The 24,068-nt window shown below is 62.1% G+C and carries 24 protein-coding genes; 15 read left to right on the top strand and 9 right to left on the bottom strand.

Translation table 11 applies throughout. The features are described from left to right. Positions 1-113 precede the first annotated feature (113 nt). From speD to ACK2SD_RS09460, 6 genes are read left to right on the top strand one after another with little or no spacing between them, the layout of a single operon-like run. On the top strand, positions 114-599 hold the full coding sequence (gene speD, locus ACK2SD_RS09485) for an adenosylmethionine decarboxylase (RefSeq protein ID WP_412461964.1): 486 nt from the start codon (positions 114-116) through the stop codon (positions 597-599). Then, positions 596-1,723, top strand: coding sequence for a fused MFS/spermidine synthase (locus ACK2SD_RS09480; protein WP_412461963.1), 1,128 nt, complete (start codon positions 596-598; stop codon positions 1,721-1,723). Before speD ends, ACK2SD_RS09480 begins: the two co-directional genes overlap by 4 nt. Before the next feature lies 1 nt (position 1,724). Continuing rightward, positions 1,725-2,588: a hypothetical protein gene (locus ACK2SD_RS09475; protein WP_412461962.1), complete on the top strand. Its 864-nt coding sequence runs from the start codon at positions 1,725-1,727 to the stop codon at positions 2,586-2,588. A 16-nt stretch (positions 2,589-2,604) separates the two neighbouring features. Further along, a complete protein-coding gene (locus ACK2SD_RS09470) occupies positions 2,605-3,273 on the top strand; it encodes a response regulator (RefSeq protein ID WP_412461961.1) in 669 nt (222 codons plus the stop codon). Positions 3,274-3,332: 59 nt separating this feature from the next. Then, positions 3,333-4,697 carry a sensor histidine kinase gene (locus ACK2SD_RS09465; RefSeq protein ID WP_412461960.1) on the top strand — a complete coding sequence of 455 codons (1,365 nt, stop codon included), beginning with the start codon at positions 3,333-3,335 and terminating at the stop codon, positions 4,695-4,697. Positions 4,698-4,731: 34 nt separating this feature from the next. Continuing rightward, complete coding sequence (locus ACK2SD_RS09460; protein ID WP_412461959.1) at positions 4,732-5,319, top strand: nucleosidase; 588 nt, start codon at positions 4,732-4,734, stop codon at positions 5,317-5,319. A 244-nt stretch (positions 5,320-5,563) separates the two neighbouring features. Here ACK2SD_RS09460 and ACK2SD_RS09455 read toward each other — a convergent pair whose 3' ends face one another. After that, positions 5,564-7,234, bottom strand: coding sequence for a hypothetical protein (locus tag ACK2SD_RS09455; RefSeq protein ID WP_412461958.1), 1,671 nt, complete (start codon positions 7,232-7,234; stop codon positions 5,564-5,566). A gap of 601 nt (positions 7,235-7,835) precedes the next feature. Here ACK2SD_RS09455 and dusA point away from each other — a divergent pair. The 3 genes from dusA (at position 7,836) to ACK2SD_RS09440 (ending at position 11,868) form a co-directional block, all read left to right on the top strand. Then, complete coding sequence (dusA, locus tag ACK2SD_RS09450) at positions 7,836-8,840, top strand: tRNA dihydrouridine(20/20a) synthase DusA (protein WP_412461957.1); 1,005 nt, start codon at positions 7,836-7,838, stop codon at positions 8,838-8,840. 138 nt (positions 8,841-8,978) lie between these two features. Continuing rightward, positions 8,979-9,905 carry a transaldolase gene (tal, locus tag ACK2SD_RS09445; RefSeq protein WP_029613010.1) on the top strand — a complete coding sequence of 309 codons (927 nt, stop codon included), beginning with the start codon at positions 8,979-8,981 and terminating at the stop codon, positions 9,903-9,905. A 70-nt stretch (positions 9,906-9,975) separates the two neighbouring features. Further along, positions 9,976-11,868, top strand: coding sequence for an alkaline phosphatase family protein (locus ACK2SD_RS09440; RefSeq protein WP_412461956.1), 1,893 nt, complete (start codon positions 9,976-9,978; stop codon positions 11,866-11,868). A 10-nt stretch (positions 11,869-11,878) separates the two neighbouring features. Here ACK2SD_RS09440 and rssC read toward each other — a convergent pair whose 3' ends face one another. From rssC to ACK2SD_RS09425, 3 genes are all read right to left on the bottom strand, one after another. Continuing rightward, the gene (gene rssC, locus ACK2SD_RS09435; RefSeq protein WP_029613011.1) at positions 11,879-12,361 is read right to left on the bottom strand and encodes an anti-sigma factor antagonist RssC; all 483 of its coding nucleotides are present in this window, start codon (positions 12,359-12,361) and stop codon (positions 11,879-11,881) included. Next, positions 12,358-13,542 (bottom strand): two-component system response regulator RssB, encoded by a 1,185-nt coding sequence (gene rssB / locus ACK2SD_RS09430; protein ID WP_412461955.1) that lies wholly within the window; start codon positions 13,540-13,542, stop codon positions 12,358-12,360. Before rssB ends, rssC begins: the two co-directional genes overlap by 4 nt. A gap of 348 nt (positions 13,543-13,890) precedes the next feature. Continuing rightward, complete coding sequence (locus ACK2SD_RS09425; protein WP_039578752.1) at positions 13,891-14,598, bottom strand: VacJ family lipoprotein; 708 nt, start codon at positions 14,596-14,598, stop codon at positions 13,891-13,893. Positions 14,599-14,797: 199 nt separating this feature from the next. Between ACK2SD_RS09425 and ACK2SD_RS09420 the strand changes: the two genes are divergently transcribed. After that, complete coding sequence (locus tag ACK2SD_RS09420; RefSeq protein WP_295482129.1) at positions 14,798-15,361, top strand: phosphonoacetaldehyde phosphonohydrolase-related protein; 564 nt, start codon at positions 14,798-14,800, stop codon at positions 15,359-15,361. Between the two features lie 122 nt (positions 15,362-15,483). Next, on the top strand, positions 15,484-15,747 hold the full coding sequence (locus ACK2SD_RS09415) for a DUF4404 family protein (protein ID WP_029613015.1): 264 nt from the start codon (positions 15,484-15,486) through the stop codon (positions 15,745-15,747). Between the two features lie 40 nt (positions 15,748-15,787). On the opposite strand, the gene queF is transcribed toward ACK2SD_RS09415, so the two are convergent. Both queF and ACK2SD_RS09405 read right to left on the bottom strand, forming a co-directional pair. Beyond that, positions 15,788-16,618 (bottom strand): NADPH-dependent 7-cyano-7-deazaguanine reductase QueF, encoded by an 831-nt coding sequence (gene queF, locus ACK2SD_RS09410; protein WP_412461954.1) that lies wholly within the window; start codon positions 16,616-16,618, stop codon positions 15,788-15,790. Positions 16,619-16,686: 68 nt separating this feature from the next. After that, positions 16,687-17,157: a plastocyanin/azurin family copper-binding protein gene (locus ACK2SD_RS09405; protein WP_412461953.1), complete on the bottom strand. Its 471-nt coding sequence runs from the start codon at positions 17,155-17,157 to the stop codon at positions 16,687-16,689. Positions 17,158-17,349: 192 nt separating this feature from the next. Between ACK2SD_RS09405 and ACK2SD_RS09400 the strand changes: the two genes are divergently transcribed. Together ACK2SD_RS09400 and ACK2SD_RS09395 are read left to right on the top strand one after the other, a co-directional pair. Continuing rightward, positions 17,350-18,030 carry a heavy metal response regulator transcription factor gene (locus tag ACK2SD_RS09400; RefSeq protein WP_029613018.1) on the top strand — a complete coding sequence of 227 codons (681 nt, stop codon included), beginning with the start codon at positions 17,350-17,352 and terminating at the stop codon, positions 18,028-18,030. Beyond that, on the top strand, positions 18,027-19,364 hold the full coding sequence (locus ACK2SD_RS09395; protein WP_412462293.1) for a heavy metal sensor histidine kinase: 1,338 nt from the start codon (positions 18,027-18,029) through the stop codon (positions 19,362-19,364). Before ACK2SD_RS09400 ends, ACK2SD_RS09395 begins: the two co-directional genes overlap by 4 nt. Before the next feature lie 19 nt (positions 19,365-19,383). Here ACK2SD_RS09395 and ACK2SD_RS09390 read toward each other — a convergent pair whose 3' ends face one another. From ACK2SD_RS09390 to ACK2SD_RS09380, 3 genes are read right to left on the bottom strand one after another with little or no spacing between them, the layout of a single operon-like run. Further along, the gene (locus ACK2SD_RS09390) at positions 19,384-20,628 is read right to left on the bottom strand and encodes a lipoprotein-releasing ABC transporter permease subunit (protein ID WP_412461952.1); all 1,245 of its coding nucleotides are present in this window, start codon (positions 20,626-20,628) and stop codon (positions 19,384-19,386) included. A gap of 55 nt (positions 20,629-20,683) precedes the next feature. After that, positions 20,684-21,367, bottom strand: coding sequence for a lipoprotein-releasing ABC transporter ATP-binding protein LolD (gene lolD, locus ACK2SD_RS09385; RefSeq protein ID WP_205419285.1), 684 nt, complete (start codon positions 21,365-21,367; stop codon positions 20,684-20,686). Positions 21,368-21,374: 7 nt separating this feature from the next. Then, a complete protein-coding gene (locus tag ACK2SD_RS09380) occupies positions 21,375-22,625 on the bottom strand; it encodes a lipoprotein-releasing ABC transporter permease subunit (RefSeq protein ID WP_039578767.1) in 1,251 nt (416 codons plus the stop codon). 93 nt (positions 22,626-22,718) lie between these two features. Between ACK2SD_RS09380 and ACK2SD_RS09375 the strand changes: the two genes are divergently transcribed. Continuing rightward, positions 22,719-23,303, top strand: coding sequence for a PilZ domain-containing protein (locus ACK2SD_RS09375; protein WP_412461951.1), 585 nt, complete (start codon positions 22,719-22,721; stop codon positions 23,301-23,303). Positions 23,304-23,335: 32 nt separating this feature from the next. Next, entirely contained in the window at positions 23,336-24,052 is a 717-nt protein-coding gene (locus tag ACK2SD_RS09370; RefSeq protein ID WP_317872392.1) for a glycerophosphodiester phosphodiesterase, read from the top strand. Positions 24,053-24,068: the final 16 nt, after the last annotated feature.

The following is a 24,068-nucleotide window of genomic DNA, read 5'->3' as shown; positions in this document are numbered from 1 at the left end:
AAAACGTGCGTCGACGGCTTAAACTTTTCTTCATCCTCACCTTAAGCGTTCCTTAAGCAACGCCCACCTAGCATGGCGCCGGTCATCACACCCACCTAGAACGGGACACGTCCATGTTGAATGAAGCCTCAGAAATCCGCCCGAGCTCTGCACTTGGAAAGCAACTGGTCATCGAACTTTACGACTGCAACGACGTACGTTTCGACGATATCAAATGGATCGAAGACAGCATGTTGCAGGCAGCCCGCGAAGCCAACGCGACGATCGTCACCTCTACCTTCCACAAGTTCAGCCCTATCGGTATTTCCGGCGTGGTGGTCATCGCCGAATCGCACCTGGCCATCCACACCTGGCCTGAATACAAGTACGCCGCCATCGACGTCTTCACTTGCGGCGATGTACTCGACGGCGCCCAGGCCGTGCGCGTGCTGAGCGAGCGGCTGGGTAGCCAGCGTCACATCATCTCCAGCATGGACCGCGGGCTGGAAGGGCACCGTGTGGGCATGGTCAACCGTACCCTGAGCGGGGCAGGCGCAATCAACGACGACAGCCCGACGCTGCGCTGGGCCATCGGCTCGGAGCAAGGGGTCGCACGATGAGTTCGCTCAACGATCAGCCTGCCCGCGCGCAACAGATCGATCCGGACCGCTATGACGTCGACTTGAAGTACCTGGTCCCCGAGGACGTCGCCGGCACCCTGCCCGCACTGCCACCGAACCACTTCTACTTCTACCCGCCAGACCCTGCGCGCGAAGGCGACAGCGCGATCACGGCCCTGGAAAACAGCGATCTGTTCGACAGCTATCTCTATGGCGTGCGTCGGGTGCTTTACCAGGGCCGTACGGCCTGGCAGAACATCCTGATCGCCGACACCTACAACTACGGCCGCGTGTTGATGATCGATGGTGCGATCCAGAGCGCTGCCAGCGACGAGTCGCTGTACCACGAGCTGCTGGTGCAGCCGGCGATGCTGGCCCACGATGAGCCGCGCGATGTCCTGATCATCGGCGGCGGCGAAGGCGCCACGTTGCGTGAAGTGCTGTCGCACGCCAGTGTCCGCCGCGCGGTGATGGTCGATCTGGACCAAGAGCTGGTGGAGCTGTGCCGAACCCATATGTTCCAGTGGCACCAAGGCGCGTTCGACGACCCTCGCTGTGAGTTGGTGACGGCCGATGGCAGGGCTTACCTGGAAAATGACGCGTCGCTGTACGACGTGGTCATCATCGATGTCGTCGACATGCTCGACAACGGTCCGGCGCAGGCGCTGTACACACGCCAGTTCTACGAACTGCTGCATTCGCGTCTGCGCCCAGGCGGCGTGGTCGCGGTGCAAGGCCTGGAATTCTCCCACAGCGACGACAAACCCCATGCGGCACTGGCGCGCACGCTGCGCAGCGTCTTCAGTCAGGTCCACAGCTACCGCGCTGCGGTACCCTCGTTCCTGGCGTCGTGGGGCTTCCTGCTGGCGTCGGACTGGGTGGACCCTGCTCACTGGCAGGCCGCCGATCTGGACCGTCGCATCGAGCACAAGCTCGGCCTGACCTGGCTGGACCACCTTGAAGGTGATTACCTCAAGGCGTGCTTCGTGATGGACAAGGAAACACGCTTCCTGATGGCTCAGCCCGGGCCGTTGCTGGAAGACGGCGTCACCTTCGTCGCCCCGCCCGACATCGAGGAAATCGAGTTCGGACCGACTCAGTTCCCAGCCCTCAAGGCCTATTGAAATGACCGCGCCACACGCCCTGCCGGCCACGGACCTGTCCGCGCCCAGCGCTTGCGTGCTGCATCGGGTGAAGTTCATGCCAGGCGTTGCCGTGCAGGCATCGGCGTCGCAGTGCCTGGCACAGTTCGACGATCCGTACCCGACGCACGCCGCCTTGCTGCAACGTACCCCCATGACCGCCCTGCAGGCCTTGCCTGAAGACAGTGCAGCGGAGGAACTGCTGGTGGTGTTTGCGGCGGCCGGCCTGCAGACCAGTCACGCCTGGCGCCAGCACCTGGAAGCCTGGATGAGGACCGACGAGGACGCCGATCAGCCAACACTGGAGACGATGTCCTTTGGCGAGCGCATACTCTGGCGGCCTGGCCGAGCGCTGATTATCGGCAACCCAGAGCGCTGCACGGAACTGCTCGCCGGGATCGTCGCCTTCAGTTGGTACGAAGGTGGCTTGCGGCGTTTGGAAACGGAGATCGCGGCCTCCTGGAGCACCGCCGATGACGACATCGAACTGACCCAATTGCCGCAGAAACGGCACCAGGCCCGCGCACGTCACGTCGATGCGTGCGTGACACGGACCACGCGTTGGCGTATCGCCTACACGCGCTTGGAAACCCGCCTGGAAAAAGCGCCCACTGGCCTGAGCAGTGCGGTGCGCAGGCTCTACAATGAGCTGGCCATGCAAACTGAAGTGCACGATCGTCTGGTCAGCGTCGACGATCGCATCGAAGTGCTGCAGGACCTGTACGAACTGGCCACCGACCGCCTCAGCGAGCATCGCCATGTGCTTGAGGAGCTGCGCGTGGAGTGGTTGATCGTGGCGCTGTTGCTGGCAGAGGCGGCGCTGAGTATCTGGGGATTGCTGACGTAGCGAAGAAGGCTAGAGCATGCGCGTACTACTCGTTGAAGATGACTTGCTGTTGGGCGATGGCATTCAGTTAGGTCTGCGCCAGGAAGGCGACCGGGTCGAATGGTTGACCGACGGCTTGCTGGCCAAACAGGCGCTGGCGACCGATGAGTTCGACCTGGTGATTCTCGACATCGGTTTGCCACGATGCAGTGGCCTGGAGGTGCTGCATGAACTGCGCAACCGCGGCTCCAAAGTGCCGGTCTTGCTGCTCACGGCCAGGGATGAAGTGGCCGACCGCGTGAAGGGGCTCGATTACGGCGCCGACGACTACCTGACCAAGCCCTTCGACTTCGAAGAATTGCTGGCCCGCATCCGCGCCCTGGCACGTCGCGCGCTGGGCCGTGCAGTGCCGCAACTGATCCACGGCAACCTGTGCCTGGACCCCTCGACGCATACCGTGACGGTGGACGACGACCCGGTCAACCTCGCACCGCGCGAATATGCACTGTTGCGTCTGCTGCTGGAGAACAAAGGCAAGGTGCTGTCGCGCGCTCAACTGGAGAGCAAGCTGTATGGCTGGAGCGGGGATGTCGAAAGTAACGCCATCGAAGTTCACGTGCACCACGTACGACGCAAAACTAACAACAGCTTAATCCGGACCGTGCGCGGAATGGGATATACCATCGCCGAAGAGAAAATGGGCTAGCGTCGATGCACGTCGGATCGTTCAAGTCATTCAGTCGCACAACGACGCACAAGCCGTCGGTGCGCAGGCTTTTGCTGGCGTGGTTGCTAGGCAGCTTCGTCGTGACCTGGTTGATGGTGATCGCCTTCACCTACTACTTGTCCACGAACAAGATCGAGCGCTTCTTCGATGAGGACATGCTCGACTTTGGTCAGGCTGCGCTCAACATCCTGTCGGTTGCCACCCGCGATGAGCGACTTGGCCGCAGCGCAGACGTCACGCAACAGACCATCGAAGCCAGCCGCGAAGCGATCAAAGGCCTGCCCCTGCTGCATCGAGGCGGGGTACTGGCCTATACGCTGTGGCAAAACGGCGAGGCGGTGCTATCGAGCGCCAACATGCCCGAAGGTTTCACCCACGCCCCGGACGGCTTCAGCTCGCTCAAGACGGCGAATGCCCAGTGGCGCGTGCTGAACATGCAGCAAGGCGAGATGAACGTGTGGGTCGGTGAGAACATCAGCTATCGCCGCCATACCATCAACACACTGCTGATCTATGCCCTGTTTCCTCTACTGCCGGCCTTTCCCCTACTGGCGTTGATGATCTGGTTCAGCGTCTCCCGTGGCTTGTCGCCCCTGCAGGCGATGCAGGAAGAGGTGCACAAGCGCTCCGATCGGAACCTCGAGCCGATTGCCCTGGCCCGTGTGCCCGTCGAGGTCCATGGGCTGGTCGGCGAACTCAACCTGCTGCTCGAGCGTCTACGCAACGCGCTGGAGGCCGAGCGCCGCCTGACGGGTGATGCCGCCCACGAAATCCGCACCCCACTCGCCGCCTTGCGCACCCATGTACAAGTGGTGCTGCGCTCTACCGACCCTCAGTTCCAGGCGCACGGCCTGCAGCAAATCAACCGCAGCGTGACCCGTATCACCACACTGATGGAGCAGATTCTGCTGCTGGCGCGCTTGGACAGCGATGCCTTGATCGAAGAATTCTATCCGGTGGACTTGTCGACCGTGGCCGAGGCGGTGGAGGCCGATCTTGCGGTTCAGGCCTTCGACAAACGCATCAGCCTGTCGCTCGATCAAACGCCCGTCAGGATCATCGGTATCGAAGTGTGGCTCAAGATTTTGCTGAGGAACCTGGTGAGTAATGCGATTCGCTATACGCCTGCCGGTGGCCATGTCAGCGTGCGGGTCGAGCACCATGCCCCGCATGCCGTGGTGTCGGTCATGGACGATGGTCCGGGGATCACGGCCGAAGAGGAAAAGGTGATCTTCAAACGGTTTTATCGGGGCACTGCGGCCTCAGGGGATGGGCAAGGCAGTGGGCTGGGCTTGCCCATCGTCAAGCGGATTATCGAAGTGCACAAGGGTACGATCGTGCTGTCGCAGGGCTTGCACGGACGGGGACTGGGCGTGACGGTAACGCTGCCGAAAAGAATCTAGAACGCTTCACTCTAATGCTTAGGAAACTTTCACCGTGATCCACATTGATGACACCACCCACGTTACCTTGGCCGATACGCTGTTCGTGTTTGCGCTCGAAGCGGAAGCCGCCGATGCATTCAGCCACGTCGATGCGGTATTCACCGGTATCGGCAAGGTCAATGCCGCCATTGCACTGACCAAGGCCCTGCAGACACGCAAGCCCAAGTTGATCGTCAACCTCGGCTCCGCTGGCAGCCCGCGTTACGGCAAAGGTGAGCTGGTGTGTTGTACGCGTTTCGTGCAACGGGACATGGACGTCACACCCTTGGGCTTCGCCCGCTACCAGACGCCCTTGACCGACGTGCCGGTGATTCTGGAGCAGGGATTGTCACTGCCCGGGATCCCATTGGGCACCTGCGGTACAGGTGATAGCTTCGAGACCAATCACGGCGATGCGCCCTATGACGTTGTGGACATGGAAGGTTATGTCCTGGCGCTGATCGCTCGCGAAGAGGGCATTCCGTTTCTGTGCCTCAAATACATTTCCGATGACGCGGGCAGCGAGGCGGCAGACGATTGGTCGGTGCAGGTGCACCTGGCGGCGCAGGCGTTTGGCAAGGTGTTGTTTGCCCAGACGTGAATCGAAAGACGTTGGACTTGCGAACGCGACCCCACTTCTCAGGCAGGTATGAATAGATCCGCGCGGACGGCAATTGCAATTCGTCCGCTTACGTGGGAACAGTCAGGCCCATGATCACACCCGCGTGAAGTTGGAGACTCAGGATAACCTGCTCCCCTGAACGTCTATCCAATCTAGTCACTATCGCAGTCGCCCCCGCGACGCCGAGCCGAGAGGCGCCACCGCCGCGGGAACGACAGTGCAGTTAAGCCGTACCGGCGCCGCCGCGGTTGGCATTGCCGGGCGTCTGCATTTCATGAGTCTCGGCCTGGGTATCGGCGTTGCGCACCTGAGACTCCAGATCGTCGGTGGGTCGATGGCTACGGATCCTTCGAGTGAGAGTGCTGGCACTGGCAGCTAGCTCATCGGTCATTCTGCCGGTAGCCGCCAAGGCGCGTTGCCCTGTTTCCACCACACTACGACTCACTTGCGTTCCGGTCTCCAAACCGCGACGGGCGACTTGCGCGCCCAGATGCCCTCCCGCACGCCCCACGTCATATCCGAATTGCGCGCCAGTCAACGCGGCGTTACCCAGGGCGCGGGGAGCAGAACGCAGCGCTTCTTTCGGTTTGGCGTGGTTGTCATCGTTAAGCCAAGCCTTGCCCTTGTCAGAGAGTGTGCTCGTCATCGATGCAACGAACGCCCAGATACCGAACGCAGCGCCGGTTCCAAGCGTATTGATGGAGGTCCGCACAACGGTCTGTGCAGCAGGACCGGAAACCGCGTTGGCGCCCATGTGCTCGGCCGCTGCGCGACCTGCGAACGTCGCGCCCAAGCCAAAGTATCCGGCGCCAAAGCTATTGGCGCTGATGAGCGCTTTGCCCGCAGCGTCAAGCGCATTGGCGGGCACGCCAAGGAGCATATTGCCCAGTCGCTGCCCTCCGTGCCCAATGGCCGACAACACACTGCCTTGCTTTGCAGCCTTGTAGACAGAGAACCAGTCTTGTTCACCCTCCAGCGTGCGACGCACACTGGCCTGATCGGCCGTGTCGAGTGAAGTTCCCGCATCACGCAAGCCGAACAACAATGCTTCACCCCGCTCTTGCCGAGCGGTCTGAGCGTTATGCTTGAGGTTGGCCGTGGCGAGTCCAGATGCATAGTTACGCAGCGGTACCGCGATTTTATTGAACAGATCTGCAGCCTCGGGCCGACCGGATAACCTCAACGACGCCGCTACGGTCCCGGTAATGACCGCACCGACCAGGTAGGTTTGAATCTGCTTGGCATCCTCAAGCGCTTCGCGAATAGCCCCCTGCTGCTTGGCTTCCAGTCCCCTGGCCACGTCAGGGTGAAGTTTGTCTGCGGGTGCTTTGAGAAAGAAGGCGTCCGCTTTCGCTTCCGCGAACAGGCGCTGGAAGAACTCATCCGGAAAGTGGGCCTCCATGCCCCCTACCCCGCCCTCGGCCGTGGCTTTGAGCAGTCCATTGTCGATTTCGCCGAACACGAACTTGGTTACATCGCTGACAATCTCGGGCTTGGCAAACTGGGCGGCCACGACGCCGGTAAAGGGAAGACCGCCCACCAGGGCGGTTCCGTGAGTCGCATAACGATCGAGCCGGCCAGCATTTTCCATCGTGCTGCGGATTGCCGCGAGGTTCTCGCCTTCTTGCAAAAGCCGCTCGCTTCGACTGTCCGCGATCGAATCCAGCATCTCGTGCTGTGCTCGTGCCAAATCAGCCTCAGCGGGGGTCGCCTGGGGCGACACGGGCAGACGATACTGCGCAAAGCGATCTCGCATGTAGTCGCGTACAGCGGTGCGCTCTGCAGGGTCGGTTATGGCGCCGACGCCTTGGGCCTGCACAGCATGCTGGGCGGTTTCTGCATGTGCCCTATCAGGGGTGTGAAGATGTGCGACGTGAGATCCGTTGATATCCATCAGATAGGCCTCATTGTTGAATAGCCATTGCCAGGGGTGTCAGAGCGCGTATTAGTTATGCCAGCGACTCTTCCTTCGTGCTGCCCTAGCACGTACTTGAGCGTGAATCGGACAGGAGAATGATTCGCATGAATCATGCAGTGGGCTGAGTGTGAGTGGTTGGCGAGCTCAGCCGGTTCCATGGAAAAGGCGTCGTACTGGCAGGTGAGGAACGAGCCCTGCTGGGGTAGCTGATCGCCCCCTCTGGCATAGGCTAAGGTCGCGGGGGACATTGCTAGCGAAGGAGACTTTTTGGAGCGCTCAAATGCATCCGGCTAGCGGTGTGCCTGTCTCCCGCCATCAGGTTCAGACATCCAAGGTATTCTTGCGGGCGAAGGTTTACGTCTGCGTGTAAACTTGCGCCCTTTTTTCGATTCATCCTGGGCCGATATCACTCCATGTGCCGTCAGTACGTCTGTGCCCTTTGATCATTGCCAAGGCGACATAGCCTTTGTCGCGGGGGGGGATAAGCCCGTTGGCAAGCGGTAGGCCGTGCCGCCTGCGCTTAGAACCCCTGCAAACCCGCTAAAACGCACTGGAAACACGCACCTCCGGAGACCGCATGATAGAGCCATCCAAGCCAGTAATTACGCGCGCTGAGCCATCTAGAAGGTTCTCCGTGGCACCCATGATGGACTGGACCGACCGCCACTGCCGATATTTCCTGCGCCTACTCTCGCGCCACGCCCTGCTCTACACCGAAATGGTCACCACCGGCGCCCTGCTGCACAACGACGCCGCCCGTTTCCTGCGCCACGACGTCTCGGAGCACCCGCTGGCCCTGCAACTGGGCGGCAGCAACCCTGCCGAACTGGCAGCCTGTGCGCGCCTGGCGCAAGAGGCCGGCTACGACGAGGTCAACCTCAACGTCGGCTGCCCCAGTGATCGGGTGCAGAACAACATGATCGGCGCGTGCTTGATGGGCCACCCCGCGCTGGTAGCCGAGTGCGTGAAAGCGATGATCGACACGGTGCAGATTCCGGTGACGGTCAAGCACCGCATCGGCATCAATGGCCGCGACAGCTACGCCGAGCTGTGCGACTTCGTCGGCCAGGTCCGCGATGCCGGTTGCAAGAGTTTTACCGTGCATGCACGCATCGCCATCCTCGAGGGCCTATCGCCCAAGGAGAACCGTGAGGTTCCACCGCTGCGCTACGATGTGGCCGCGCAGCTCAAGCGGGACTTTCCCGACCTTGAGCTGATACTCAACGGCGGAATCAAAACCCTGGAGGAATGCCACGAGCACCTTCAGACCTTCGATGGCGTGATGCTAGGACGCGAGGCGTATCACAATCCTTATCTGCTGGCCGAGGTGGATCAGCAGTTGTTCAGCAGCCAGGAACCTGTGGTGAGCCGCAGCGAGGTGATGGAGCGATTGATGCCGTATCTGATAGCGCATGTCGAGTCCGGCGGGGCCGTCCATCACATCACTCGACACATCCTTGGCCTCGGCCAAGGCTTCCCAGGGGCGCGGCGCTTCCGTCAGTTGTTGTCGGCGGACATCCACAAGGCCGCAGCGCCCTTGCAAGTCGTGGAACAGGCGGCTCAGTTGCTGCAGGGCCGGTAAGGGGAACCCTGGGCACGGAGCGCACTCGAACAGGGATTCGCCCTGCGCCCCTCGCGCCTCGGACAACCCTCGTGTTCGGCCTTGAGCGGCTGTCAGGGCTGGGGTAATGTCGAGACACTCACAGGACAGAGCACGCCCATGACTTCCAAGCTGGAACAACTCAAGCAGTTCACCACCGTCGTCGCCGACACCGGAGACCTGGAGGCCATCACTCGCCTCAAGCCGGTTGATGCCACCACCAACCCGTCGCTGCTGCTCAAGGCCGCCGCCATCGAAGGTTATGCCGACCTGCTCAAGCAGGTGCGCAGCGATGCCAAGGGTGATGTGCAACTGGCGTGCGACAAGTTTTCGGTCGCGGTCGGTGCAGGCATTCTCAAGGTCATTCCGGGTCGCATTTCCACCGAGGTCGACGCGCGCCTGTCGTTCGACGAGCCGGCGCTGCTGAATAAGGCGCGTCAACTGATCGCGTTGTACGAAGCGGCTGGCATCAAGCGCGATCGCGTGCTGATCAAGCTGGCGTCTACCTGGGAAGGCATCCGCGCTGCCGAGAAGCTGGAAAAAGAAGGCATCCAGACCAACCTCACCCTGCTGTTCTCCTTCGCCCAGGCCCAGGCCTGCGCCGATGCCGGAGTGTTCCTGATCTCGCCGTTCGTGGGCCGCATCTACGACTGGTACAAGAAGAGCACCGGCAAGGAATACACCGGTGCCGAGGACCCAGGCGTGCAATCGGTCACGCGCATCTACGACTACTACAAGACCAACGGTTACGATACCGTGGTCATGGGCGCCAGCTTCCGCAACGTTGGGCAGATCGAGCAACTGGCTGGTTGCGACCGACTCACCATCAGTCCGGAACTGCTGCAGCAACTGAGCGACGACCAGGGCGAACTGCCGCGCATCCTCAAGCCGGGGTCTGCCGGCGAAGCCAAGCAGGTACTGGACGAAGGCCAGTTCCGCTGGGCGATGAACGAAGATGCCATGGCTACCGAAAAACTGGCCGAAGGCATCCGTCAGTTCGCACGCGATCAGGAAAAGCTCGAGAAGGTCATGGCGGAAAAAGCCTGATACATCTGGTGATTGTGCAACGGGCGGGAAATACTCAGTATTTTCCGCCCGTTTTGATTTGATGGTCTCGATGAATTCTTCACTGCCCGCTGTCCTCGCTGGCCCTGTGCTTCGACGCTTGGAGTCGCAACGCCTGGCTATCTGGTTGGTCGGCTCGCGCCCACTGAATCCGCAATTCGTACTGCCAGGCCTACCAATCGACCCCCTACAGCAGTGCCAACGGGTCGCGATGGGGCGCCATGCGTTCGTTCACCTGCTTGAGGTGCAATTCGACGCGCCACTGCCCGAAGACGTCGAACTGGAGTACGACCTGCGTCTGGACAACGGCCTGGGTATCGCCGATTGGGCGCCTCACCTGCTTTATCCTGGCAGGCATCTGCCCAATTTCGTGCTGCGCAGACGCGTGGACAACGTGCTCCACGGCTCCTGTCGCAAGCCCCATCATTCTGCGCCCGACGGCCTGCTGTGCGCCGATCGCTTGCTATTGGAGAGCCTGGCACCGCAGCAGCGCCCTGCCCTGCTGCTGATGACGGGCGATCAAGTCTATGCCGACGACGTAGCCGGCCCTACCCTCAAGGCCATCCACGGGCTGGTCGAGTGCTTAGGCCTGTTCGACGAAGCCCTCGACGGCGCGCTGGTCAACAGCGGCGAGGCTCTGTATCGCCACCCGGCAGGCTACTACCACCGCGCCGACCTGCTGCCGTCACACGAGGGCAACGAGCCGCTGCGGCGCCGCTTCTTCCGCGGCAAGCGCAAGCCGATCTTTTCCTCGAGCAATGCCGACAACCACCTGGTGACGTGGGCCGAAGTCATGGCCATGTATCTCTTGGTGTGGTCGCCGACGCCTTGGACGCTGATCTCGCTCGTGATGCCAGAAGGCCTGTCGGCTGAAGATCGGCAGCGCTATCAAGCTGAACAACCCCTGATCGAAGACTTCCGCGACGGACTTGACCACGTGGCACGGGTGATGGCGCATCTGCCGTGCCTGATGATCTTCGATGACCATGACATCACCGATGACTGGAACCTGTCGGCGCAATGGGAGCAGACCGCCTATGGTCATCCTTTTTCCCGGCGGATCATCGGCAATGCCCTCATCGGATACCTTGTGTGCCAAGGCTGGGGAAACGATCCAACGGCCTGCTCACCTCTGATCCAGACTTTGCAGCGATTGACCGAGGACACTGGGCAGCGACAGCTCATCGCCTCGCTGCAAGACACTTTGATAGACGCTCTGCTGCGCTTTCAGTCCTGGCATTACGACTTGCCCTGCGACCCACCTCTGCGCGTTCTGGACACCCGTACCCGACGCTGGCGCAGCGAGCGCGACCTGAAGAAGCCCTCGGGCCTGCTCGATTGGGAAGCCCTGTGCGAATTGCAGCAAACCCTGCTCGATCATCCGTCGGCAATCATCGTGTCACCCGCGCCGATCTTCGGCGTCAAGCTGATCGAGACGGTACAGCGGGTATTCAGCACGCTGGGCTATCCGCTGCTGGTCGACGCCGAGAACTGGATGGCGCACCGCGGTGCCGCGCAGGTGATCCTGAACATCTTCAGGCACTCGCGCACACCCGGCCATTACGTGATTCTCTCCGGCGATGTGCATTATTCCTTCGTGTACGAAGTACTGATCCGACATCGCCAGCGCAGCCCGCACCTCTGGCAAGTGACCAGCAGCGGCATCAAGAACACCTTTCCACGCAGGCTTCTGGACGTGCTGGATCGGCTCAATCGCTGGCTGTATGCCCCGCGCTCACCGCTCAACGGTTTCACCCAGCGCCGCGCGATGGAAGTGGTGCCACGTCTACCAAGCCGCAGCAAGGCGGGAGAGCGCTTGTGGAACGGTTCGGGGTTAGGACAGGTGTTCTTCGATGATGAAGGCCGCCCGGTACGGGTGCTTCAATTGAACGCCGATGCAAGCGAGGCGACCGAGTTCATCAGAACGCACAGGCACGAGCACTGACGCGGTCAGGTCAGGACCGCTCCAGCGCACTCACCAAATCACGAAACGCTTCGCGGTTGGAGTCGTTCAAGCCCATCAGGATCTTGTGCGCCTCCAGGACCTTGGCACGCACGACTTCCTCGTTCTCGTCCTGGGAAGGTAGATCGCTCAGGCAGTCTGGGCACGGCAGGGGCCGATCGACGATATTGAACACCTGATCGAAGCCCATCGACTGCAGCAGCCGGGAAATATCCGGGTTAGTGGTGACCACGGTGGGCAGCAGGCCGACCTTCTGACGCGAAAGAATCGACAGCTTGGCCAACAGACCCAAGGTGGTGCTGTCGATGCTCTCGGTCTCGGTCAGGTCGATGACGATGGCCGAGAAATTCAGCGCTGTGAAGATCTTTTCGATCGTCGCATCCAGGGCTGAACACAAGGTCAGGCGCACTTCACCGACGAATTTCAGTACGAAGGTACCGTTCTGCTCGGCGAACTGGATTCTACCGGTACTCATGGAAGGTTCCTGCTCAACACCAATAGGGCGATATCATCCGGCATCTCCCCAAGCGTAGCTAATCCGAATCGACTGCGCAGTCCGTCCAGACTGCCCTGCGCGTCTTTGACAATCTCCGGCAAGTTTGCCTCTTTGTCTTTGAGTGTGGCCCCAGGCAAAAGGTCCAGGATGCCATCGGACATCAGCGTAAGGCTGAAGCGCGGCGGCAATTCCAGCACCTGGTCCTGATAGGTGGCTTCGTCGAACAGCCCTACCGGCAAGCCACGCCCCTCGAGGTAGCGCGCCTGGCCTGGGGTATACAACACGGGCAACGGCAGATGGCCGCCTACGCTGTAGGTCATCAGTCCGGTGTCCTCGTCGATCACTCCGCCGACCATGGTCACATGCTTGCCCAGCTTGCAGTTGATCAGCCCACGGTTGATGTGCGCCAGCACCTCGGACGGCTTGAAGTCGCGCATCTTGCCGTTGCGTTTGAATTCGAACAGCAAACGGGTGGTCATGAACTTGAGCAGCACGGTGACGAACGCTGACGAAGCGCCATGGCCGGACACGTCCGCCAGGTAGAACGCTACTCGACGCTCATCGACACGGAAGTAGTCGGTGAAATCGCCCGACAGGTACAACGAGGGAATGATCTGGTGATCGAACGACAGGTCGCCCGCCGTCCAAGGCTTTTCCGGCAGCATGTTCATCTGCACCTGACGCCCGGCGGTCTGGTCTTCCTGCAACAGATGCAGACTGGCTTCCAACTCACGATTGGCCGCTTCGAGCTTCTCGCGGTAGCGCTCGTTTTCCAGCATCAACCGCGAGCGGTCCAGCGCGCGGCGCACCGAGTGCTCGAGTACGGCGAGGTCTTCCAGCGGCTTGATCAGATAGTCGGCCGCGCCCAGGCGCAGGGCTTCGACTGCATCGCTCATCACCCCGGCACCGGACACCACGATCACCGGCACTTGCGGAGCCTGCTCGGTGATGCGACGGATCAACTCGAGCCCGCCCATCTGAGGCATGCGCAGATCGCAGATAACGAGTTCAGGCTGGTGTTCTTCGAAGACCTGAAGCCCCTGTTGGCCATTGATGGCCTGAAGGACGCTGAAGCCACTGTCTTCCAGATACGCGGCGAGGCTTGCACGGACCACGTCGTCGTCATCGATTATCAGCAGCGTTGCACGGGTTTTCTGCATGTGGGCGAACGGCGCCGATTGGTTGGCGTAGCGGACATCGGCAAGGACGACGGTCGACTACTTGGAATACTGATGACCGCTGCGCGCGAGGTGGACAGCAGTGCTATCCGGCGACGCGCAAAGGTGCCTGTAAGGCGCAGACGGTACTCCCATCCGCTGGGCGTTTCAAGCATGCGAGGATGGAGTGCGCAGGCCTAATCACCTGAGGTTATTGGAGACCAGGTTTTGGCTCACTAATGGATATAGCCAAGCCGTTTGAATGCCGCGTTGTCACCTTGTGAAGTGCGCGCCGTGCCCACATTCGCCGACGAAAAAGGCGATCCGAAGATCGCCTTTTCTGTGGACGGCTCAGAAGTCGTCTTCGACCTCGCCATCCTTGACCTTGAACTCCCTGTTCTGCAGGTAAGCGTTGCGGATGAAGATGTACTTGTCGCCTTGTATCAGCTTCTCTGCCGGGAGCAGGCTGGCGCGGGTATCGACCACATCGAGCGCGAAGATCGAGTTGCGCGTCGGCACATGGTCGATGTAGCGGTAGGGTTCGGTGAAGGAATCCGGGTACTTGGACAAGCCATCGCGCACGGTGCTCGGCCCCAGCAGCGGGATGACGACATAGGGCCCGCTGGGCACGCCCCAGTAGCCGAGGGTCTGTCCGAAGTCTTCATCGCTGCGCTGCAGACCCATGCGGGTGCCGACATCGAAGAAACCGCCCAGGCCGAAGGTGGTGTTGACGATCAGCCGCGCCGTGTCGACACCCGCAGCATGAGGCTTGAGCTGGAACACATTGTTGACCAGGTTGCCGACATCGCCCAGGTTGCGGAAGACGTTGTGAATGCCGTCTTCGAGAAACTGCGGGGTCACGGCCTCGTAGCCTTTGGCCAAAGGTCTCAGCGCGTAAGTATCGATCACGTCGTTGAAGCGGAAGATCGGTCGGTTGACCGCTTCCCATGGGTCGTCCTCGGTGGCCGCCTGGGTGGCGGCCATCGGCGCCAGCAGCAGGCTGGCACAGACACAGGCCTGGGTGATTCGCTCGATCACACCGGCACCGATCCTCTGCATAGCTGTTTCTCCATCGGGTTTCACGGCGGCAAGCACCGGATGGCGCTGCGCGATAGGGCGCCAGTATACGGGCAATCTGGCTGGCGGCGAGCATGGCATATCTTGCTTGATCGCGTAGTGTTCATCTCGCTCTTCATGTGACTGTCACACCACCGTCACATAGAGACTCTAGCGTGGGCGATATTTCAGGGATGTTGCCATGCACGAAGCCCCCGCCCCCACTGCCGTGCTGTTCGGCCTGCGCGGCTGCCTGGTCCAGGCTGCGAAGGGTAGCCCCCTGCCCGCCCCCGGCGCTCTCGACACCCTGGCGTCGCTGCACGCGCAACAGGTGCCCTGCATCTGGCTCGATGAACTGGACAGCGAGCACAGCACTGCGCTGACCGCTGTGCTGCCGAGTTGGTTACCCGGTCACGCCGCCAGTGGCTCGCCTTGGCCTTCCCCGAACGCCTGCTGGCAAGCGTTGATGTCACTGAGCAGTGCCCGCCTGGACGGATGCGTCCTGGTGAGCGGCGAACCGCGCCTGCTGCAGGCAGGCCTGAATGCAGGACTATGGACCGTGGGCCTGGCCACCTGCAGCCCATCGTGTGATCACACCTCGAACCGGTGGCAGGCCATGAGCGTGCAGGAGCAGGAACTGGCGCGCGGCAAGTCCACTCTTGAACTGTTCGGATTGGGCGTGCACTCGGTGATCGACCATCTCGAAGCGCTCGACACCTGCCTGGCAGACATTGCCCACCGTCGACGCAAGGGTGAAAAACCCTGACAGCGCGGCTTGATGCCGATCATGCAAAGCGTCAGCAAGTGGATTACGCTTGCAGTCAGGTCAGAACCTTTGCGCCTGCGCCGAGGTCCATGGCTTGCCAAGTCATTGATGGAGAACAGCCAATGCCCGCCCGCGAATTGCAAGAACGCCTGAACAGCCTGCGCGAGCAACTGGATCGAAACGTACCGCTGTCGGAAGAGGAACTCACCGGCCTGCGCGAGGAAGCACGACAGATCGAAGCGCAGATCAAGCTCGAAGAAGTCTCGCCAGACAACAATCTGGTTGATGGCGTGAATCTCGCCGTAGAGCGCTTCGAAGTCGATCACCCCGATCTCACTGCCACGCTGCGCGACATCATCACTCGCCTGCACAGCATGGGTATCTGATACGCCGCTTGGGGCTGCGGGTGCGGCCCCGAAGATGAATTTACTGGCGCACCAGCCTGCCGTTGCGCGGGCTGATCGGCGCGGTGCTGCGATAAGGATTGATATCAAGCCCGCCCCGGCGCACGTAGCGTGCATACACCGTCAAGTGCTCTGGCTGCAGCAGGCGCAGCAGATCCAGATAGATCCGTTCCACGCACTGCTCGTGGAAATCGGCATGCTGGCGGAAGCTCACCAGGTAGGTCAGCAGGCTGGCAGGATCCAGCGCCCTGCCCTTGTACTCAACCACCACGCTCCCCCAGTCCGGCTGACCCGTCACGGGACAATTGGATTTGAGCAGATGACTGTGCAAGGTTTCTTCGACCACGCGGTCAGGATCACAGCGCAGCAGCTCGGGCTGTGGTTCGCCATAGTGGCTGATGGTCACATCCCGCGCATCGATGCACTGCCCTGGCAGGGCCATGACCCCCTCGTTTTGCACGTCGTCCAAGCTCCGCACCCGCACACGCACCGGTTTACCGGCGGCGGCAGAGAGGTCTTGCTCAAGACACGCCACCAGTTCTTCGGGAGAGGCGAACACCGTCTGGTTCAACGAGTTGAGGTAGAGCTTGAACGACTTGGATTCGATGATGTTGGGCGAGTCGGCCGGGATGGCGAACTCGCCGATGGCCACCACTGGCTTGCCTGAAGGCAGCAGCCAGGACAGCTCAAAGCAGTTCCAGTAGTCCACGCCCTGCCACGGCAGCGTTTGCGCAGTGACGCCCAGTTCGGCCCACTTGGCCGCTCGGGGGATCGGGAACAGCAGCGAGGGCGTGTAGATGGCGATGTATTCGCTGGACTTGCCCAGCGGGGAGTGTTCGGCGGCGGGATGCATGTCTCTGACCTGAAAACGCGGAAATGCGCCCATTCTACCGGTTTTGCCGCCCGCCTTGGGCGCCGCTGTCACTCGATGGTCAACTGACCGACCATGCCCGCCTGGTAATGGCCTGGCACGTTGCAGGCAAACTCGATGGGCGCCGACTGGCGGAAGGTCCAGGTCAGCTCGGCACGCTGCCCTGGCTGGACCAGCACGGTATTGGCCGCGTCATGGCCGTGCGCACCGTGGCCCATCTGTCCATGATCCATACCGGCCATGGCGGCCATTTCCTTCTGATGCTCGGCGTGCATGGCCGCATCGCCCAGGTTGAACTCGTGAACCAGCTTGCCTTCGTTGATCAACACGAAGCGCACCGTCTCCCCCGCCTTGACCTGCAACTTGCCTGGTTCAAAGGCGATATCCTTGAGCACTACCTGCACGGTACGGGTGGCTGTGCTGGCTGGAGCAGGCTCGCCGAAGGCGAACGACTTGGCGCCGTCCGCAAGCGCCGGCAGGCTGACAAAGGCGAAGGCAGCACTGAGGATCAGAGATTTCATGGTGACTCCTTGCGTAGGTGGACAGTGGCGCCACTCTACGGTCAGCGTGCTGGCGGCGGGCTGACCGGCAGATTACAACGCTGTCAGCTTGGGCACGCTGACGTTGGCTCACGTATCATCGTCGTCAATTCCCTTGGCAGCCGAACGCGCCCACGGCGCGAGCAGGCCAACGCTCTTGTGTGTGGACACCCCATGAAACTGTTGATCGTCGAAGACCAGGCCCGCACCGGCCAATACCTGCGCCAGGGCCTGAGCGAAGCGGGCTTTGCCACGGAATTGGCCGACGATGGCGAAACCGGAGAATTTCTTGCCCTCACCGGCGATCACGACCTGCTGATCCTCGACGTGATGCTGCCCGGCCGCGACGGCTGGCAGATCCTCCAGGCCGTGCGCCAGGCCGGACTGGACACGCCAGTGCTGTTCCTCACCGCGCGCGATGCCGTGGCCGACCGTGTCCATGGCTTGGAATTGGGGGCCGACGACTACCTGGTCAAACCCTTCGCCTTCTCCGAACTGCTCGCTCGGGTTCGCAGCCTGCTGCGACGCGGCTCAAGCCCGAGCCAGGACAATGTCCTGATCCTCGCCGACCTGCGCCTGGACCTGCTGCGCCGCCGCGCCGAGCGTGCCGGTAGCCGTATCGACCTTACCGCCAAGGAGTTCGCCCTGCTCGAACTGCTGCTACGCCGCCAGGGCGAGGTGCTGCCCAAATCGCTGATCGCCTCGCAGGTGTGGGATATGAATTTCGACAGCGACACCAATGTCATCGAAGTCGCGATCCGGCGTCTGCGCCTGAAAATCGACGAAGGCCATCCCGGCAAGCTCATCCATACCGTACGCGGCATGGGCTACGTGCTCGAAGAGCGTGCCGACTGATGCCGCGCCTGTCACTGGGAGGACGCCTGGCCCTGCTGTTCGCCGCCTGCACTGCAGCCGTTTCGCTGACCGCTGGACTGCTGTTCAGCCAGGCCAGCGAACGGCACTTCGTCGAGCTCGATCAGCAGCTGCTCAGCGCCCGCCTTTCGCAACTGCGTACCGCCCTTGCCCATGTCGACTCCCCACGCGCACTGGAGGCCAAAGTGCCAGTGCTGCGCAGCGAACTGAGCCACCAGGCAGACCTGGCCCTGCGCATCCGCGGCAACGATGACACGCTGTGGTTCGACAGTCGCACCGGCTTGCCCGAGGAGCCTCGCCAGCCGGGCTTGGCCACCCTGCACAGGGGCAGCATCGCCTACCGCAGCCTTTCCGAGCGCGTAACAGGCGGGCAGGTCACGCTGTTTCTGGACATCACCCATCACCAGCACTTTCTGGAGCGCATGCAGCAATTGATCTGGCTGACAGTGGGCCTGTCCGCGCTGGTCACCGCCCTGCTCGGCGCCTGGGCGGTCAGGCGGGGACTACGCCCCTTGCGCCAGATGGGAGCGGTGGCGGCCAGTGTCAACGCCCGCTCGCTGACCACTCGCCTGCCGGTGGCGCAACTGCCGGAGGAACTGGCCGAGCTTGGCCAGACCGTCAACGCTATGCTGCAACGCCTGGAAGATGCCTTCGTGCGCCTCTCGGCCTTCTCCGCCGACATTGCCCATGAGCTGCGCACGCCGCTGTCGAATCTGCTCACGCACACCCAGGTCACGCTCACCCGACCGCGCAGCCTGGACGAGTACCGTGAGGCCTTGCACGACAATCTCGAAGAGCTGCAGCACATGGCGCAAATGGTCAACGACATGCTGTATCTGGCCAAGGCCGACCATGGCTTGCTCATGCCTAACCGAGAGCGGCTGGACCTGGCAGCGGAGGTCGATGCCCTGCTCGACTACTACGCCGCACTGGCCGAGGACGCCGCCATCACCCTGCGCCGCCAAGGCCAGGCGCACCTGCAGGGCGATCGCCACATGCTGCGTCGGGCGCTGTCGAACCTGCTGGAAAATGCCCTGCGCTTCACGCCGCCAGGCGGAACGGTCGAGGTGAGCGTGTCACCCGGCCTGCGCGTGGACGTGGCCAACACCGGACCGGCCATCGCCGAGCACGCCCTGGCGCGCGTGTTCGACCGCTTTTATCGAGAGGATCCGGCACGCCATGAAGGCAGCACCGAGCACGCGGGACTGGGACTGGCGATCACCCGCTCGATCGTCCAGGCCCATGGCGGCTCGATAAGCGCGCACTGCCGCCAAGGCTGGACACATTTCGTGATCGAACTGCCCCAGCCATGCTGAGGTAGCCCCAGGGCAGGCCTCACTCGTAACGCAGGGCCATCGCCGGCTCGATCTGCGACGCCCGGTACGCGGGGTACAGGGTGGCGAGGAAGCTCATCACCAGCCCGGCGCTACAGATGATCGCCACATCGCCCCACTGCAGTTGCGACGGCAGGCTGCTGATGAAGTACAGGTCGGAGGTGAAGATGTGCTGCCCGCTGGTACGTTCCAGCCAGCCGACGATAGCGCTGACGTTGAGCGCGCCGATCACGCCCAGCACACCGCCGATCAAGGTGCCGACGATGCCGATCAGGCTGCCCTGAACCATGAAGGTGCCCATGATCTGCGCCGGCGTAGCGCCTAGGGTGCGCAGGATGGCGATGTCCGCGCCTTTGTCGTTCACCACCATCACCAGCGTGGCGATGATGTTGAAGGCTGCCACCGCGATGATCATCAGCAGCAACAGGCCGATCATGGTCTTCTCCATCTTCATCGCACTGAACAGGCTGCCCTGGGTGTGCGACCAGTCGTCGGCACGATAGGCCGTGCCGAGGCGGGTGGCGATCGCCTTGGACACCTGCGGCGCCGCGTACAAGTCATGCAATTTCAGGCGTACGCCCTGCACTTGGTCGGGCGCCCAGCGTTGCATCTGACCGGCATCGGCAATGTGGATATAGGCCTGCGAGCCGTCCAGCTCAGCTCCGACCTTGAAGATGCCGACCACGGTCAGGCGCTGCATGCGCGGGGTGATGCCGCCCGGCGCACTGCTCACCTCCGGAACGATCAGCGTGACCTTGTCGCCGGTGTTCAAGCGAAAGCGACGCGCCGTAAGCTCACCGAGCACTACCCCATAATCGCCCGGCTGCAACGCCTGCAGCGAGCCCTGGACGATATGCTCGCCGACGATGGACACCTGGCCCTCCTCGGCCGGGTCGATGCCACTGACCTGGATCGGCTGCATGGCGCCCTTGTAGGAAAGCATGCCCTCCATTTCGGTCAAGGGCGCGGCGGCGACCACGGCTGGATTCTTCAGCGCGGCCGCGGCCACGCTGCGCCAGTCATCCAGCGGCTGAATGCCCAGAATGCTGGCGTGCGGCACCAGGCCCAACACGCGCGAACTCATCTCCCGCTGGAAGCCGTTCATGACCGACAGCACCACGATCATCGCCAGCACACCCAGTGACAGGCCGATCATCGAAGTCATGGAAATGAACGAGATGAAGTGGTTGCGGCGCTTGGCACGGGTGTAGCGGGCACCGATGAACAAGGGCAAGGGTCTGAACATGTACGCGAACATCCAGTTGAACAGAGGATGGGGCCGCGCAGGCAGCCCCGTGCAGTCAGATCGAGACCAGGCGACCGTCTTCCAGGCTCAGCACACGGTCCATCTTGCGTGCCAGGCTGAGGTCGTGGGTCACCACCAGGAACGCTGTGCGCGACGCTGTCGACAGCTCTTGCATCAGTTCCTGAATGCCCATGGCCGTGTGGTGATCGAGGTTGCCGGTGGGCTCGTCGAGCATCACCAGACCCGGCTGGTTGACCAGCGCACGGGCAATCGCCACACGCTGGCGCTCGCCACCGGACAGCTCGGCAGGCTTGTGATTCAGGCGATGCCCCAGGCCCACGCGCTCGAGCAATGCGGTGGCGCGCTGGCGGGCCTCGGGAATCGGCGTGCGGCCGATCAGCAGCGGCATGCAGACGTTTTCCAGGGCGGTGAATTCGGCCAGAAGGTGATGAAACTGGTACACGAAGCCCAACGCGCGGTTGCGCAGCAGGCCGCGATCGCGCTCGCCCAACGCCGACAGCTCTTCGCCGGCCAGCCAAACGCTGCCCTGGGAAGGTGTGTCGAGCCCGCCGAGCAGGTTGAGCAGCGTGCTCTTGCCCGAGCCGGAACTGCCGACAATGGCCACCCGCTCGCCCGGATGCAGCTCCAGGCTCAACCCGGACAGCACCTGCACCGACTCCGGGCCCTCGTCATAGGACTTGCCCAGGTTGCGGCAACTCAGTACGGCTTTATCACTCATGCGCGACTCACTCATAACGTAGCGCCTCTGCAGGCTGGGTGCGCGCAGCACGCCAGGCCGGATACAGGGTGGCGAGGAAACTCAGGGCCAGCGCCGCACCACAGACCATCCACACATCCTGGGCGATGATCTGCGACGGCAGGTAATCGATGAAATACACGTCGGCGTTGAGGAATTTGTGCCCGATCAGCGTCTCGATGCCGGCAATGGCGGCGCTGACGTTGAGCGCGGCGAGGATGCCGACCACGGCGCCGATCAAGGTGCCGACCACGCCGATGACCGTGCCCTGGACCATGAAGATCGCCATGATCTGTCGTGGCGTGGCACCGAGGGTACGCAAAATGGCGATGTCGCCGCGCTTGTCGTTGACCACCATCACCAGGGTGGAAATGATGTTGAACGCCGCCACCGCGACGATCAGCAGCAGCAACAGGCCGATGATCGACTTTTCCATGCGGATCGCCTGGTACAGGTTGCCCTGGGTGCGGGTCCAGTCGCGGGCATAGTACTGCTGCTCGCCCAACTGCTTGACGATGTTCCAGGCCTCGCGAGGCGCCTGGAACAGGTCGTCGAATTTAAGCCGCAGCCCTTGCACCTGATCGGCTTTCCAGCGGTGCAGGCGCGACAGGTCGGACAAGTTGGTCAGCCCCAGGTACCCGTCGATTTCGCCAGCACCCACGTGGAAGGTGCCGACCACGGTAAAGCGCTTCATGCGCGGGAACATGCCGGCCGGGGTGATGCTCACCTCCGGCGCGACGAACGTGACTTTGTCGCCGACCTTGACGCCCAGTTTGTCGGCCGCCTTGTCACCAATCAGGATGCCCCACTCACCCGGCGCCAGGCGGTCGAGACTGCCCTGCTTGATGAAGTTGTCGATGATCGACACCTCACGTTCACGCTCGGGCAGGATGCCGTTGAGCAGCATCTTCTGCACCTTGCCGTCATGGGTCAACAGACCCTGCATCTGGGTGAAAGGCGCGACCGCCTGGACATGCGGATTCTGCTTTACTTGTTGAGCGAGGGCCTGCCAATCGGCGATGGGCTGATCGCCTTCCACGGTGGCGTGCGGAACCATGCCCAGCACGCGGGTGCGCATCTCGTGGTCGAAGCCGTTCATCACCGACAGCACCACGATCATGACCACCACGCCCAGGGCGAGGCCGATCATCGAGGTCAGGGAAATGAACGAGACGAAATGGTTGCGGCGCTTGGCACGGGTGTAGCGGGTGCCGATGAATACGAAGAGAGGTCTGAACATGTCGGGGCTTGTTCGCAGGAAAGGGAACGTCCTTGTGGCGAGGCGCCTGTGGCGGCTTTACACTCGGACCACTGCCGCAACCATGGGTTCGCCATGACGACACTAGACGAAGAAGATCGGCGCGAATACTACCGCATCGAAGATCGGATCGCACTGCAAATCAGCCCGTTGAGCGCGGCGCAAGCCCTTGATACAGAACTGTTGCTGGATGATTCGCCGCTGTTCAACCTGCTCAGCGAACTGCACTTGTCCGACTTTGAAGCCCAGCACCTGTTACGCCAGCTCAGCGACAAGGACCGCACCCTGACCGCCTTTCTGCGCGCGCAGAACAAGCGCCTCGATCTGCTCAGCGCAGTGGTGGCGCAGACCCTGCTCGGCGAAATCGGCGAGCCGCAACGGGTGATCATCTCCGAGGGCGGAATCGAGTGCGTTCAGGCGCAGAGGATTGCCCCGGGCACCCGGGTGAAAGTGAAGATGGTGCTCATGCCACGCGCCCATGGCCTGCTCTTGCGCGGACGCATCACCCACTGCGATCCACAGGCTGACGGCCAATTCGAGGTCGGCACCGAATTCACCGACATGAGCGATGCCGAACGCCAGTTGCTGGCCCGCTACATCCTGCAGCGCCAGCAACAGCAGCGCCGCCAGCAGCTGGAACGGCAAGACCCGCAACCCTGAACTTTTCCCTCTCCCGACTTGAAGGAATGAACGTGACCCTGATCTACGGCCATCGCGGCGCCAAGGGCGAAGCACCCGAGAACACCCTGACCAGCTTCCGCCAGTGCCTGTCGCACGGCGTGCACCGCTGCGAACTGGACCTGCACCTGTCGGCCGACAACCAGTTGATGGTGATCCACGACCCGACCCTCAAGCGCACCACGGGCCGCCGCGGCAAGGTGGTCGAACACAGCGCCGCCAACCTTGCCACCTACGACGCCCGCCAAGGCGGTCCGGGCCATGTGCAACCCTGCCCTATTCCGCGCTTGGAAGAACTGTTCGAAAAGTGCGCCTTCGAGCACTGGCAGCTTGAAGTCAAAAGTGCATCTCGTACGCGCGCCGCTACCACGGTGCTGGCCATTCGCGAACTGGCCCAGCAGTACGATCTGCTCGACAAGGTGACCATCACCTCGAGTTCACGGGAAGTGTTGGGCGCGGCCCAAGAGCTGGTGCCGGACATCGCGCGCGGACTGGTCGCCGAATACGCCTGGCTCGACCCATTGAAGGTCGCGCAGAACTACGGATGCAACCTGCTGGCGCTGAACTGGACGTTGTGCACACCCGAGCGCCTGATCAAGGCCCAGCGCCAGGGTCTGCACGTGTCGGTATGGACGGTCAACGAGCCGGCACTGATGCGCCGACTCGCCGACTTTGGCGTGGACAGCCTGATCACAGACTTTCCCGGTTTGGCCAAGACCACCCTCGGGTAGGGCTGAAATCGGTCTC

It is taken from the genome of Pseudomonas sp. SC11 (assembly GCF_047039205.1).
Lineage (GTDB): Bacteria > Pseudomonadota > Gammaproteobacteria > Pseudomonadales > Pseudomonadaceae > Aquipseudomonas > Aquipseudomonas boreofloridensis.
This window is presented reverse-complemented; position numbering and strand designations above follow the sequence as displayed.